This is a genomic window from Humibacter ginsengisoli (genome assembly GCF_054780095.1).
Genome location: NZ_BAAGWZ010000011.1, coordinates 567,613 through 580,601, shown reverse-complemented (window position 1 = coordinate 580,601; position 12,989 = coordinate 567,613). Strand labels below are relative to the sequence as shown.

The 12,989-nt window shown below is 68.4% G+C and carries 12 protein-coding genes; 8 read left to right on the top strand and 4 right to left on the bottom strand.

Annotation, left to right across the window (positions count from 1 at the left end):
• Positions 1 to 29: 29 nt before the first annotated feature.
• Positions 30 to 1,088 (bottom strand): sugar ABC transporter substrate-binding protein, encoded by a 1,059-nt coding sequence (locus ACYVI5_RS16915; RefSeq protein WP_460581259.1) that lies wholly within the window; start codon positions 1,086 to 1,088, stop codon positions 30 to 32.
• A 271-nt stretch (positions 1,089 to 1,359) separates the two neighbouring features.
• Between ACYVI5_RS16915 and ACYVI5_RS16910 the strand changes: the two genes are divergently transcribed.
• Positions 1,360 to 2,871, top strand: coding sequence for an LssY C-terminal domain-containing protein (locus ACYVI5_RS16910; RefSeq protein WP_460581258.1), 1,512 nt, complete (start codon positions 1,360 to 1,362; stop codon positions 2,869 to 2,871).
• Positions 2,872 to 2,877: 6 nt separating this feature from the next.
• Here ACYVI5_RS16910 and ACYVI5_RS16905 read toward each other — a convergent pair whose 3' ends face one another.
• Positions 2,878 to 3,825 carry an aldose 1-epimerase family protein gene (locus tag ACYVI5_RS16905; RefSeq protein WP_460581257.1) on the bottom strand — a complete coding sequence of 316 codons (948 nt, stop codon included), beginning with the start codon at positions 3,823 to 3,825 and terminating at the stop codon, positions 2,878 to 2,880.
• Between the two features lie 108 nt (positions 3,826 to 3,933).
• Here ACYVI5_RS16905 and ACYVI5_RS16900 point away from each other — a divergent pair, with 108 nt between their 5' ends.
• The 4 genes from ACYVI5_RS16900 (at position 3,934) to ACYVI5_RS16885 (ending at position 7,881) form a co-directional block, all read left to right on the top strand.
• A complete protein-coding gene (locus tag ACYVI5_RS16900) occupies positions 3,934 to 4,635 on the top strand; it encodes a YoaK family protein (RefSeq protein WP_460581256.1) in 702 nt (233 codons plus the stop codon).
• 198 nt (positions 4,636 to 4,833) lie between these two features.
• Entirely contained in the window at positions 4,834 to 6,552 is a 1,719-nt protein-coding gene (locus tag ACYVI5_RS16895; protein WP_460581255.1) for a glycosyltransferase family 39 protein, read from the top strand.
• A complete protein-coding gene (locus ACYVI5_RS16890) occupies positions 6,549 to 7,307 on the top strand; it encodes a polyprenol monophosphomannose synthase (protein ID WP_460535401.1) in 759 nt (252 codons plus the stop codon). Before ACYVI5_RS16895 ends, ACYVI5_RS16890 begins: the two co-directional genes overlap by 4 nt.
• Before the next feature lie 55 nt (positions 7,308 to 7,362).
• Positions 7,363 to 7,881 carry a YbhB/YbcL family Raf kinase inhibitor-like protein gene (locus tag ACYVI5_RS16885; RefSeq protein ID WP_460581254.1) on the top strand — a complete coding sequence of 173 codons (519 nt, stop codon included), beginning with the start codon at positions 7,363 to 7,365 and terminating at the stop codon, positions 7,879 to 7,881.
• A gap of 51 nt (positions 7,882 to 7,932) precedes the next feature.
• On the opposite strand, the gene ACYVI5_RS16880 is transcribed toward ACYVI5_RS16885, so the two are convergent.
• Positions 7,933 to 8,571, bottom strand: a complete 639-nt coding sequence (locus ACYVI5_RS16880; protein ID WP_460535405.1) for a LysE family translocator — start codon at positions 8,569 to 8,571, stop codon at positions 7,933 to 7,935.
• A gap of 107 nt (positions 8,572 to 8,678) precedes the next feature.
• Here ACYVI5_RS16880 and ACYVI5_RS16875 point away from each other — a divergent pair, with 107 nt between their 5' ends.
• From ACYVI5_RS16875 to ACYVI5_RS16865, 3 genes are all read left to right on the top strand, one after another.
• A complete protein-coding gene (locus ACYVI5_RS16875; RefSeq protein WP_460581253.1) occupies positions 8,679 to 10,217 on the top strand; it encodes an MmgE/PrpD family protein in 1,539 nt (512 codons plus the stop codon).
• 43 nt (positions 10,218 to 10,260) lie between these two features.
• Complete coding sequence (locus tag ACYVI5_RS16870; RefSeq protein WP_460581252.1) at positions 10,261 to 11,391, top strand: citrate synthase/methylcitrate synthase; 1,131 nt, start codon at positions 10,261 to 10,263, stop codon at positions 11,389 to 11,391.
• 95 nt (positions 11,392 to 11,486) lie between these two features.
• Positions 11,487 to 12,035, top strand: a complete 549-nt coding sequence (locus ACYVI5_RS16865) for an acyl-CoA thioesterase (protein WP_460581251.1) — start codon at positions 11,487 to 11,489, stop codon at positions 12,033 to 12,035.
• A gap of 1 nt (position 12,036) precedes the next feature.
• On the opposite strand, the gene ACYVI5_RS16860 is transcribed toward ACYVI5_RS16865, so the two are convergent.
• A complete protein-coding gene (locus ACYVI5_RS16860) occupies positions 12,037 to 12,894 on the bottom strand; it encodes a helix-turn-helix domain-containing protein (RefSeq protein ID WP_460581250.1) in 858 nt (285 codons plus the stop codon).
• Between the last annotated feature and the right edge of the window lie 95 nt (positions 12,895 to 12,989).

Here is a 12,989-nt window from a genome sequence, read left to right as displayed (position 1 = left end):
TGCGAAGCCCCCTGCGTCAGGCGACGCGCTTAGTGCACGCCGTACTTCGTGCAGGCCGCCGCCACTGCACCGGTGCAGATGTCGCTCGCCTTGGCGTTGCCGTCGTCGATGACCTTCTGAATGTTCTTCGCGGTGATCAGCTGGGGCGTCTCGGCGATGAACGGAACCCCGTCCACCTTCTGCGTGATGCCGGTCGGCTTCTTGCCCTTCAGAAGCGTGATCGCCAGGTCGGACGCCGCCTTCGCCTCGTCCTGATACGGCTTGTAGACCGTGGAGGTCTGCTTGCCGAGCAGGATGTTCTGCAGGCCGGCGGTGGAGGCATCCTGTCCGGTGACGGGAACGGTCAGACCGTTCTTGTCCAGCACCGAGATGACGCCCGACGCGTTCGTGTCGTTGGCGACCCAGACCGCGTCGACCTTGCCGCCGAGCGATGTCAGCGCCTGCTCGAAGTTGGTGGCCGACTTGTCGGCGTCCCAGATCCCCGGCGGCTCGGCGGCCGGCTTGATGCCCGCTGCAGACATGATCTTGACTGCCCCGTCGTGGAACATCTTCGCGTTGCCGTCTGTCGGGTCGCCGCCCATGTAGACCACCTTGGCGCTCGCCGGGTCTTTACCCTCGGCCTTGAGCGCGTCGACGATCGACTGACCCTGGAGCTCGCCCACCTTCACGTTGTCGAATGACACGTAGTAGTCGGCGCCCTTGATCGGGCGGTCGTATGCGATGACAGGGATGCCCTGCGCCTTCGCCTTCTTGGCCACGGTGACGCCCGCGCCGTTGTAGTCGACGAGCAGCATCACGCCGCAGCCCTTGTTGAGCTGCTGATCAGCGATGGTGGCGTACTTGCCCGTGTCGCCCTGGGCGTTCTGGATGTCGGCTTGGAAGCCGGCGTCCGTGATCGCCTTCTGCAGGGCGGGCCGGTCGCCGTTCTCCCAGCGCGGGGACGACACGGCGTCGGGAAGGATCACGCAGGCGCGTGTCTTGCCGCTCGCGCTGGTGCTGTTGCCGCCGCTTCCGCTCGAACAGCCCGCCAGCAGAAGTGCTGACGCGCTGGCGAGAACGGCGACAGAAATCAGTGCAGATTTCTTCACGTCTCTCTCCTTTGATGAGACTCGTCTTCGGGATCGCCGCGTTCAACTTCTGAATGCGGCTGACGTGATCATGCCCGGTTTTGTTCGGCGCCGGTACGTTTCGTCAGACACGATCCGATAACGGTTGAGCAACCGCATTCCCGGACCCCTTGCCGCGAGGGTGCGCGTTCGTGCTCCCGAGCGTGCGCATTCGTCCCCGCGAGGGTGTGCGTTCGTCCGCGCCAGAGTGCGCGCCCTTCTCCGCGAGAGTGCCCGCCCTTAGCATGGGGCCATGCCGGTAGGGGGAACCGCTGACGGGACGGCCGCTGCGCGCGACGCGGCGCCCGCGGCAGTCTCTGCCCCCGATCAGGTCAGCGTCGGCGATCCACCTGCGCCGGACACCGCGATGCTGCCCGGCTCTGCCGGTCGCGCGCCGGGCGGCGAGCAGGAGCCGAAGAAGCGCCCGGCCCGCAACTTCACACTGCGCCTCGCGCGCGCGATCGACTACGGGTACTTCCTGATCGCCACGCTTGCCGCGATCTGGCTGGCCTGGCTGCTGGCATCCGAGAGCTTCGGCTGGGGCTGGTGGCTGATCCTCTTCTTCGTGCTGTTCTGGGCGCTGCTGGCGTACCTGGTGCTGCCGCGATTGCACAGCATCCTCACCCGCATCTACGTGCCGAACTACTTCATCGGTCGGGCGCGCACCAGCGACGGCCTGCTCGGCGACCCGATCAACCTCGCGCTGCTCGGCTCGCAGGCACAGCTGGAGACGGCGATGGCGGCCGCCGGCTGGACGCGCGCCGACCCCGTCACGGCGCGCTCGAGCTGGCGCATCGTGACGTCGACGCTGCTGCGTCGCAGCTACGACGAGGCGCCGGTGAGCCCGCTGCTTTTGTTCGGCAGGCAGCAGGATCTCGCCTACCAGCAAGAGGTGCTGGGCAACCCGGCGAAGCGTCACCACGTGCGGTTCTGGAAGTGCCCGGACGACTGGCGGCTCCCGGGCGGCGAACGTGCGGACTGGCTCGGTGCCGCCACGTTCGACCGCCGAGTCGGGCTCTCGCTGTTCACGCTGCAGGTGACCCATAAGATCGACGCGAACACCGACATCGAGCGCGACTACGTGGTCGGATCCGTCGGTAAGGCGGATGCCTCGGTGCACGTCGGCGCGATCCGCGACTTCTCCACCGGGTACCACGCGCGCAACGGCGGAGGCGACTCGATCATCACCGACGGCAACCTGCCCGTGGTCGATCTGCGGAGCATCCGATCGCGCCCTGAGTTCGAGAACGAAACGGATGTCGTCGAGGCGGCGGCCGACAAGCGTCCGGTTTCGATCGCTTTGGGCTGCGCGCTCCTAGCGCTGAGGGCGCTCGTCGGCGTGCTCTTCGTAGTGACCACGGCGACGAACTGGACCGCGTACGTGCGGGCGCTGACCGTGGATGTCGAAGGCGTACCCGATGACGTCTCGCGCAACCTGACACTCGTGATCGCCGGCATCTCGATCGGTGTCACGATCTTCGGCCTGCTCGTGCAGTTCGCCTTGATCACACTGATCTTCCGAGGGAGCAACTGGGCCCGCATCCTGTCGATGACGCTCAGCGCGATCGCGGTCATCGCCGCCGCCATCGACTTCGTGGGCGCCGGGACACAGGTCAATCTGCGCGCGAATCTGCTGGGGCTTCCGCTCGACATCCTCGTACTGCTGGCGCTCTCGTCGGAGCGGTCGAGCGCCTGGACCAGGCGCATCCGCTACCTCAAGATCGAACGCCGCTGGGCGAAGCGGCATCCGCACTCCGCCGCTTGAGCGGCGTCAGATCGCGGCGATCGTCCACCCCGCGGTCGTCGACTCACCTGGCTGCAGCACGATGAGGTCGGTGCCGGAGTTGAAGGCGTCCGGCGGGCAGGTCATCGGTTCCACCGCGAGCCCGAGGCGGCTGCGTGCGGTGTCGGGCTGGTCTGCGGTGTGGATCTGCACCCACGGGCACGCCGCGTTCCAGCGCATCGCGACGCCGTGCCCGTCCGGGGCGGTGAGCCGCACGGATGCCACACCGTCCGCATTCCGAGACAGCCCGGTGAACGCGTGGTCGATGAACACATCGCCGATGGGGCGTGCGGAACGGAAGTCGAAAGCGCCCGTCCGATCGGTGCCTTCGACATCGCCGCTCACGTCGGCGAGTGCGACCGGCGCGAGCCGGTCCGGTGTGACGGTGAGCACCCGGTCGGCGGGAAGGGTGAGCGTCCAGTCGTCGACGTGCCCGGCGCCCGCGACAAGGTAGGGATGTGGCGCGGTGCCGAAGGGTGCGGCATCCGTTCCGGTGTTGCGGGCGGTCACCGCGGAGTACAGGCCGTCGTCGCCGAGGCGGAACAGCACGGTCACGTCGAGCCGGTGCGGGTAGCCCTGCTGCGCCTGGATGGTTGCCGCCAGCTCCACGAAGTCGTCGCCGCGGTCGCGAACGTCGTAGTCGAGCCAGGCGGCGAGGCCGTGCAGCGCGTTACCGCGCTCCGGCTCGGTCAGCGGCACCTGCTGCTGAACGCCCTCGAACGTGTACCGGCCGTCGACGATGCGGTTCGGCCAGGGCACCAGGGTTGCGCCTCGAAAGGCGGGCCGCAGCTCGTCCACGTCGAACGGCACGATGAGGTCGCGGCCGCTGTGCGTCAGGGAGCGCAGCGAGGCGCCGATGCTCGCGATGGATGCGCGATAGTCGCCGTGGGCGAGGTCGATGGGGGTTCCGGAGAGGGGGATGCTCACCCGACCCATCCTCTCGTACACTCGCGGTCGGCGCGTTCACGCACTCTCGGGCGGACGAAGTCGCACTCACGGGCGTGTGATGATCGTTCGGATCACCGGAGCAGGACGGAGTACGGCATGGCCAGGCAATGGGGACTGCATGAACGCACGCACCTCGGACTGATGCTCGCGCTCACCTTCTCCACCGGCGTCGTGGACGCCGTCGGCTATCTCGGCCTCGACCATGTGTTCACCGGCAACATGACCGGCAACGTGGTCATCCTCGGCATGGCCCTGCTCGGCGCGGACAATCTGCCGATCATCGGCCCGGTCATCGCGCTGGTGTGCTTCATGGCCGGTGCGGCGATCGGCGGGCGCGTGCTGCGCCGAGTGGATGCCGGCTGGACGCGGCTCTCCACAATCGTCTTCACCGGGGTCGGAGTGCTGTTGCTGGCGGCCGCGGTGGTGCTGTTCGTGACGGGCAGGCATCCGCAAGAGGGGCTGCAGTGGACGGTGACCGGGATGCTCGGCCTTGCGATGGGCGGGCAGGCCGCCACCGCGCGGCACATCGCGGTGAAGGACGTGACGACCGTCGTCGTGACGTCGACGCTGGCCGGGCTCGCGGCGGATTCCGTGTTCGGCGGCGGCAAAGGCCAGCCGTGGGCGCGTCGCGCCGGAGCGGTCGTGCTGATCGGGCTGGGCGCCGTCGTCGGGGCAGCCGCCGTGCACGTCGAGCCCGCCATCGGGCTGCTGGTGTCGGCCGTCATCGTGCTCGTGGTCGCCGCGTGGGGACATCGCGCGACGGGCGGCCCGGTGCCGCAGGTGGTCGCAGAGGCATAAGCCTTCAGCCGGTCGTCGGCGAGGCACGAGCCGTGCCCGGCGCGCGGCGGGCCCTGAAGCAGCACACAGGTGGCACACCCCTGTGAAGAAGTTCACGTGCGGTCCACGCCCAGCCGGGGCGATGCCCAGCGCATGCCTGTTCCCTGGTCAGATGCCTGATCGGCGCGCCGGTCGGAGACCAGTGGCCGGGGAGGTGCGGTGACGAGCACGAACGTGAATCACATCCTGTCGGCACCGTATGCTGCCCGGAGCGCTAGGGCGGCGCGGGTCGTGCGGATGTCCTACCGTGCACCCCTTGCCGCCGCCGTCGTCGGTCTCGTCGCACTCGCCATCTCGCTGCTCGGATCGTGGGCGCCGTCGTTCCGGAGCGATGAGGCCGTCAGCATCCTGTCGGCCGAGCGCCCGGGCGCCACGCTTCTCGGCGAGCTGGTGCGAGCGGATGCGGCGCACGGCGCGTACTACTCGCTACTGCACGTCTGGATCGACTTCTTCGGGGCATCCGCATTCGCCACGAGGCTGCCGAGCGCGATCGCCGTCGGGCTCGCCGCCGCCGGCATCGTGGTGCTGGTCGGGCGGTACGGCGGGCTGCGTCTGGGCATCCTCTCCGCACTGATCTTCGCGGTGCTGCCCGGTACCACGGCGACCGGATCCGAAGTGCGGTGGTACGCGCTCGGCACGGCCTTCGCCGTGTGGCTCTCGGTGCTGTTCCTGCGGCTCGTGACGCGCAGATCAACCGGCGTCCTGCCATGGGCCTGTTTCGCCATTGCGTACGCGGCGTGCAGCTACGCCTACCTCTATCTCTCGTTGCTCGCGCTCCCGTTCGCGGCGGTGCTGCTGTGGGATGCCCGGGGGCGCGTGCGTGCGACATTCGCGGCGATCGCACGCCCCGGCTCAGCAGCTACGGCGGACGTCGCCGTGCTGCGCTCGGTGATGGTGCGATGGATGCTCGCCACCGCCGCCGGCGCCGTGCTCGTCTCGCCGCTGGCCTACGCCGCGATCCTCCAGCACGGTCACACCGCCACGGTCGATGGTCCGGCGCAGATCGACCTCGCCACGCTGGTGGTCGCGCCCTGGTTCGGGCGCAGCCCAGCCCTCGCGGTCGTCGCTCTCGGCACTCTCGTCGCGCTCGCCGTGGCCGGCCTCGTCGTCTGGCGCCGTCGCTGCACGTCGGAAGTGCGCCGGATGCTTCGCACCGACCGCGCGCGCCTGCTGCTGTTCGCGGTCGCCTGGCTGGTGCTCCCGATGGCGGCGATACTCGCGGTGAACCCGTTCGTGCGCGTGTACGAGGCCCGGGCGCTGTCGTTCACCGCGCCGGTGCTGGCCGTGCTGCTGGCCGTCGCGATCGATGGCACAGCCCGCTGGATCGTGCAGCATCGGGCGCGGCAGCCCGGCGCGCTATCGGCTCCACGCACGCGGCTGGCAGCAGCCGCATCGTTCGCGGGGGTCGCGCTCATCGCGGCGATCGCCGCACCCGCGTATTTCGGGCAGCGCACGCCTTCCGCCACGGGCAGCGGAAGCGACTGGGACGGCGTCGCCGCGATCATCCACCGGCATTCCAAGGCAGGGGACGACGTCGTCTTCGACGAGGACGCCCCCGCAGCCCACCGGCCGCGCCTGGCGATGCATCTCTACCCGCAGCAGTTCGCGAACGTGGTGGATGTCACGCTCGCGGTTCCTTACGAGAACCGCGACTCGCTGTGGGACAAGACGTACAGCATCCCGCAGGTCGGCTCCCGCATCGCCTCCGGAAACGGCCGGGTCTGGCTCGTCGAATACCGCGGCAAGACGGGGGATGCCGACACGGTGGGCATGCATCAGCGGGTCTCCGCCCTCGACTCCCTCGGGTTCTCCGTTGTGCACAGCTATCGGGTGCACAGCGACGTCGTCTACCTTTTTACGAGAGGATCAGTGTCGTGAACGTGGTCGTCATCATCCCGACCTACAACGAAGCGCAGAACATCGCGTGGATCGTGGGTCGCGTCAGAAGCTCGGTGCCGAACGCAACCGTGCTGATCGTCGACGACGCGTCGCCCGACGGCACCGGGGACATCGCCGACGAGCTCGCCGCCGGCGACATCGCGGTGCGGGTGCTGCACCGCGCGGGCAAGGAGGGCCTCGGTGCCGCCTACCGTGCCGGCATGCGCTGGGCGCTGGAACGCGGACACGACGTCGTTGTGGAGATGGATGCCGACGGGTCGCATCGCCCGGAAGACCTGCCTCCCATGCTCGCCGCGCTCAGCACGGCCGACGTGATCGTAGGCTCTCGCTGGGTGCCGGGCGGCGGCGTTGTCGGATGGCCGTTCTACCGGAAGGCGATCTCGCGGTGTGGAAGCGCGTACGCCCGCTTCGCGCTCGGCGTTCCGGTGCGCGACATGACCGGTGGATACCGCGTCTTCACCGCCGATGCCCTCGAACGGATCGACCTCGACGCGGTGCTCAGCCAGGGCTATTGCTTCCAGATCGACATGCTCTGGCATGCCCAGGTGGCAGGGCTTCGCATCAAAGAGGTGCCGATCACGTTCCCGGAGCGCGAACGCGGCAGCTCGAAGATGTCGGGCGGCATCGTCGTCGAGGCCATGCTCCGCGTGACCGGCTGGGCGATCGGCTCCCTGCCGGCGCGGCTGCGCCGTGCCTTCACGAAGCGTCCGCAGACGGTAGGCTCCCGCAGCTGAAGCGCGCCCCGCGGCGTAGTTTGCCGATAGCGGATGTCGATTGCAGGAGGTAGCAGTGGCCGAAGACCCCTACGAGCGGTTCGGAGCCGTTCCGTCGTTCACCGTGACGAGCGAGGATGTCGCTGACGGGCATCCGATCGCCGTCCAGTTCCGCGCCAGCGGAGGCAACACGTCGCCGCAGCTGTCGTGGAGCGGATTCCCTGCGAGCACGAAGAGCTTCGCGGTGACGATTCACGATCCGGATGCCCCGACCGGCTCCGGATTCTGGCACTGGGCGGTCTACAACATCCCGCCATCGACGACCTCGTTGGAACGCGGTGCAGGCAGCGGCGGTCCGCTTCCACAGGGTGCCGTGCAGTTGAAGAACGAGCTGCGGCAGGTGGGGTTCACCGGCGCGGAGCCGCCTGAGGGCACGGGCGTGCACCGCTATTACGTGGTCGTTCATGCGGTGGATGTCGACCACCTCGACCTCGACCCGGAGTCGACCCCCGCCGTGCTCGGGTTCAACCTGCACTTCCACACGCTGGGGCGCGCCGTGATGGTGCCGACGGCGTCGTACGGCGACGACGTGTAGCGGCGCGGCCTCGACCTTGACCGTGGCCTTGCCGACGGTCGGTCTCGCGGGTCAGCTCTTGTTCCCGGTCAGCGCGAGTACGCCGCCGAGGCCGATGAGCATGACCCCTCCGGTGGCGGAGAGCCGCTCCGAGTTCTTCGGTGACTTGGCGAACCAGCCGCGGGCGAGCGCTGCCAGAACCACCCAGGTGCTGTCGGAAAGCACCGCGATGACGAAGAACACCACGCCCAGCATGAGCATCTGCAGCGGCACAGCTCCGGCGTGAAAGTTCACGAACTGGGGCAGCACGGCCACGAAGAACACGAGCAGTTTCGGGTTGCTGATGCCGACGAAGAAGCCCTGTCCGAGCATCCGCATGGCAGATCGCTTCGGGCCGTCTGCAACGGCGGTGAGCGCTCCGTCTTTGCGGTGGCGGATCGCCTGCACGCCGAGATACATGATGTAGAGCGCGCCGACGAGTTTGATCACCGTGAACAAGACGACGGACTGCGCCACGATGAAACCGAGCCCGAGTGCGACAGCTGCCACGAGGGGGATGATCCCGAGCGAGTTGCCGAGCACGCTCAGGAAGCCTGCGCGCCGCCCGAGCGCGAGCGAGCGTCCGATCGCGAACAGAACGCTCGGACCGGGGATCACGATGATGACGAACGCGGTCAACGCGAAGGCGCCCAGAGTGGCGATGGAGGGCATCCAGCAACACTACGGCGCAGCCGGCCCGCTTGTCGCTGCCTGAGAACACACCCGAATGGGGGACATGCGGATGCCGTGCCGCACCGGTGCCAGGTAGGTTCGATCCTGTGAACACCACGCACGTACGCACGCATCGCAGCGACGATAACCTGCCGCGCGATGAGCAGCTCGCCTACAAGATCGCCCAGGTGGCCGCCGACCCCGTCGAGGTGACGCCCGAGGTGACCGAGATGGTCGTGAACAGGGTGATCGACAACGCGGCGGTCGCGGCGGCGTCGTTGCTCAGGCATCCGGTCGCCGCGGCGCGCGCGCAGGCGCTGGCGCATCCGGTGTCGGTGGGCGGCAGCGGCTCGAGCGTGTTCGGAACGGATGCCGCCCGCCGCGTCAGCGTCGAGTGGGCGGCCTGGGCGAACGGCGTGGCCGTGCGCGAGCTCGACTTCCACGACACGTTCCTCGCGGCCGAGTACTCGCACCCGGGCGACAACATCCCGCCCGTCGTCGCCGTGGCGCAGCACCTGGCCACCGAGCGCGGCCTGACCGGCAACGACGTCGTGCGTGGTATCGCGACAGGGTACGAGATCCAGATCGATCTGGCTCGTGCCATCAGCCTGCACGCCCACAAGATCGACCACGTCGCACACCTCGGACCGTCGGCCGCGGCAGGGATCGGAACGGTGCTGGGCCTCGACGCCGAGACGATCTTCCAGGCCATCGGCCAGGCGCTGCACACGACGACGGCGACACGGCAGTCGCGCAAGGGCGAGATCTCCAGCTGGAAGGCGTTCGCCCCCGCGTTCGCCGGCAAGATGGCCATCGAATCCGTCGACCGGGCCATGCGCGGCGAGACCAGCCCGACGCCGATCTACGAGGGCGAGGACGGCGTGATCGCCTGGCTGCTCGACGGACCGGACGCCGTCTACGAGGTGACGCTGCCCGATCTCGGCGAGCAGAAGCGCGCCATCCTCGACTCGTTCACGAAGGAGCACTCTGCCGAGTACCAGGCGCAGGCCTGGATCGACCTGGCCCGCAAGCTGCACAACGAGTACCCGATCATCTTCGACGACCCCGAGCGCGTCGAGTCGATCGTGCTGCACACCTCGCACCACACGCACTTCGTAATCGGGTCGGGCGCGAACGACCCGCAGAAGTATGACCCGAACGCGTCGCGGGAGACGCTCGACCACTCCATTCCGTACATCTTCACGGTGGCATTGCAGGACGGCGCGTGGGATCACGTCGCCTCGTACGCACCACAGCGCGCGAACCGCGCGGACACCGTGGCGTTGTGGCGCAAGGTCTCCACGCAGGAAGACGAGGAGTGGACGCGCCGCTACCACTCACTCGACCCGAAGGAGCAGGCGTTCGGCGGGCGCGTCGAGATCCGCTTCACCGACGGCTCGCAGATCGTCGAGGAGATCGCGGTGGCGGATGCCCACCCGCAGGGCGCGCGCCCGTTCGGTCGCGACGACTACGTGAACAAGTTCCGCAGGCTCGCGGCCGACGCGTTGGAGGCATCCGAGATCGACCGGTTCCTGGATGTCGCGCAGCGGCTCCCCGAGCTCACCCCCGAGGAACTGCCGGGGCTGAGTTTCACCGCACGCCACGGCCTGCTCGCCTCGGTCGACAGCCCCCGCGGGTTGTCCTGACACCCGCGTCGGATGACAGACTGAACCGGAGCGAAGGAGCACCATGAGCGAGGAAACCCCCGAGATCCACAAGGGTCTTGCCGGCGTCGTCGTCGACACGACGGCCATCTCGAGCGTCAACCCGGCCACGAACTCCCTTCTCTACCGGGGATATCCGGTGCAGGAACTCGCTGCGAAGTGCTCGTTCGAAGAGGTGGCGTACCTGCTCTGGCACGGCGAGCTGCCGGGTGACGACGACCTGGAGGCGTTCGAGGCGCAGGAGCGCGCGCAACGCGCCCTCGCGCCGAACGTGAGGCGTGCGATCGACGACATTCCGACATCCGCTCACCCCATGGATGTGCTGCGCACGGCCGTCAGCGTTGTGGGCGCCGACGACCCGGACGGCGCGTTCGGCCAGCTCGACGACCCGTTCGATGCGGTGTACCCGAAGGCGTTGCGGCTCATGGCGCAGCTGCCGGCCATCGTCGCGTACGACCAGCGTCGTCGCCACGGCCTGCCGCTCGTCGAGCCGCACGACGAGCTCGACTATTCGAGCAACTTCCTCTACATGACCTTCGGCGAGGTGCCCGATCCGGTGGTCGTCGACGCCTTCCGCGTCTCGCTCATCCTCTACGCGGAGCACTCCTTCAACGCGTCCACGTTCACGGCACGCGTCATCGCCTCGACTCTGTCCGACGTGTACAGCGCGATCACCGGGGCGATCGGTGCTCTCAAGGGACCGTTGCACGGCGGCGCCAACGAGGCGGTCATGGTCGCATTCGACGAGATCGGATCGGCCGACAAGGCCGAGGCCTGGCTCGACGACGCCCTGTCGAAGAAGCGCAAGATCATGGGCTTCGGCCACCGCGTGTATAAGAACGGCGACTCGCGTGTGCCGACGATGAAGGCGTCACTCGACAAGCTCGTCGAGTACTACGACCGGCCCGAGGTGCTCGACCTGTACGAGACGCTCGAGGCGGCGATGGATGCCCGCAAGGGCATCAAGCCGAACGTGGACTACACGAGCGGCCCGGCCTACAGCCTGATGGGTTTCGACACCGAGACGTTCACGCCGATCTTCGCGGCGGCTCGCGTCACCGGATGGACGGCGCACGTGATCGAGCAGCTCACGTCGAATTCGTTGATCCGCCCGCTGTCGCAGTACGACGGGGTGCCGGAGCGTCACCTCTCGTAGCTCTCTCCGGGATACGGCGGCACTCGGCGCCTGCTCGTTGTCGGATGCCGACACGCGAGTGGGCGCACGTCACGCGGCCCGCATAACGTGTCTGCATGCACATGCTCCTGCGCACGATCCTGCACGCCTGGATCTCCCGCTTCGGCAAGCGGATCGGCCACTACGACGTGGCGCACACCAGGTTCCGGGTGCTGCCGACGGATCTGGACATCCTCAAGCACATGAACAACGGCGTGTACCTGTCGATCTTCGACATCGGACGCTTCGACATGCTGCGACGCAACGGGGTGTGGCAGATCTTCGCCGATCGCGGCTGGTACCCGGTGGTGGCATCTGAGACGATCACGTTCCGCAAGTCGCTGCAGCTCTGGCAGCGGTTCGAGGTGGAGTCGCGGATCATCGGCTTCGACGACAAGGCCGCATACGTGCAGCACCGGGCGGTGGTGGGCGGCGAGATCTATGCAGAGGCGTTCATCAAGGCGAGGTTCCTGAAGCGCTCAGGCGGCATCGTCGGGATCGAGGAGATGCTGGACGCCGTGGGGCCCGCACCCGCGGCGCTCGGGCTGCCCGAGTGGCTGGTGCGTTGGGGAGACGACGTGCGGCTGCCCTCGACCCGCCACGCGGCGCCCAGCGTGTGGGAGTGAGTCACTCCACGGTCGCGAAGCTCTGGATGCCCGCCACGCGCAGCAGGTCGAGTCGCGCGGCATCCTCCGATCCCGGCTCGGCGGTGTAGAGGATCACACGAAGGTCGACCGCAGGAACGTGCAGCACGTCGCAGTCGAGCGTGATCGGCCCGACCACCGGATGCTCCACCGTCTTGCGGCTCGCCGCGCGGGGAACCAGCTCGTATCGTTCCCAGAGCGTGGCGAAGCGGTCGCTTCGGTCGACGAGGTCGCGCACGAGGGTGGCCAGCAGATCGTCCCGCGGGTACTGCAGCACCGCGCGGTGCAGGTCGGAGACCATCTCGCGTTCGAACTCCGACGCCGATTCCGGATCGTGTCGCGTTCGAGAGTCGCCTGCGACGAAGTGCCGCCACGCCACGTTCCGCTCGGGCACGGGCCTCGCACTGGGGTCACCCTGGAGGGCAGTCCACAACTCGTTCCAGAGCAGCGGATCCCAGGCCGCGGTGAAGACGCAGACCGGGGTGTCGGCGAGGCGGTCGAGCATGCGCTGGATCCCCGGGGTCACCGTTCGCGGAACGGTTCCCGCGCTCGGTGCGGCCGAGCCGGCGAGCAGGTACAGGGCGTCGCGTTCCTCGTCGCGCAGCCGGAGTGCTCTCGCCAGCGATTCCACGACCTGGGGAGACGGATTCTCGGCGCGCCCCTGCTCCAGCCGCACGAGGTAGTCGACGGAGACGCCGGCGAGGGCAGCGAGTTCCTCTCGTCGCAGACCGGGCACTCGGCGCTCGCCGCCGGCGGGAAGCCCGGCCGCGGAAGGCGTCACGCGGTCACGCCACGCGCGGAGTGCGGTGGCGAGCTCGTGTCGGCGGCCGGTGTCGGTCATCCCTCCATTGTGTTCGCGTTTCCGTTCGTGCGAGTGGTACCGCCATTCCTACCGTCGCAGCGGACCTGGCCGGCGTGAGGTCGCGAGGCGAGCCT